Below are 699 nucleotides of genomic sequence, written 5' to 3'. Positions count from 1 at the left end.
ACTTATTCTGTTTTTAAGTTTCAAAAACTCAGTGAACGTGACATCGAGAAGTATCGTCAAGTTTTGGTGTGCCCAGCCTGTGCAAGTAAGGCCTATTATCGTAAAGCGTCTAAAGACGGTAAGGCGGCTTGCTTTGGCTCGCGTTACCATAAAGCAGCTTGTCGTGAGTTTAAGCCCTCGGCGGCAAAAGAACGTGAAGAGCTACATGCTACTGAAGTGAATCAGTTATTGGTCGATAGCGACGCAATGATCATCGACTTTAGCCGTCAGCCTAGCCAGAGCAAAGCGATTATATCCAAGAGTGCTCTTGCTAAGCTTGAGCTAGATAAGAATAGGTTAGATAAGAGTGATCCGACTAAGGAGCAAAATAGCCTGAAAGCTAAATCGACTTCTCAATCTGACTCCCGAGCAGAATCGAAGCCCGAGCATCAAGTCACTAGCGAACTAGGCGTAGCAGGCTGTGAAAGCCAGCAGGCAGTGGTGCAAGGAAATCTTCGAAGCACAGAGCCACAAGCGGCTCCAGAAAAACGTATCGTTCGTGAAGGGTTAGAGAAGTTACTCCACAGCTTAATGCGCGGTAGTGAGCTGGCAGAATCTGAACTTTGGGTATATACCGATGAGAAGTACCGTTGGCGAGCAAAGAATTTGTTCGTCAACTTTGCCGACGCCGAGCCCACGAGACGCTCATGAATCTCGTAT

1 pseudogene is annotated in these 699 nt (G+C 47.4%); it reads left to right on the top strand.

Annotated elements, in window-relative coordinates:
- Positions 1–678, top strand: a pseudogene (locus K5Q58_RS20635) (hypothetical protein); the annotation flags it as partial.
- Between the last annotated feature and the right edge of the window lie 21 nt (positions 679–699).

It is taken from the genome of Shewanella sp. KT0246 (assembly GCF_019654955.1).
Taxonomy (GTDB): domain Bacteria; phylum Pseudomonadota; class Gammaproteobacteria; order Enterobacterales; family Shewanellaceae; genus Shewanella; species Shewanella goraebulensis.
The sequence above is the reverse complement of the archived record's forward strand: the minus strand, read 5'-3'. Positions and strand labels throughout refer to the sequence as shown.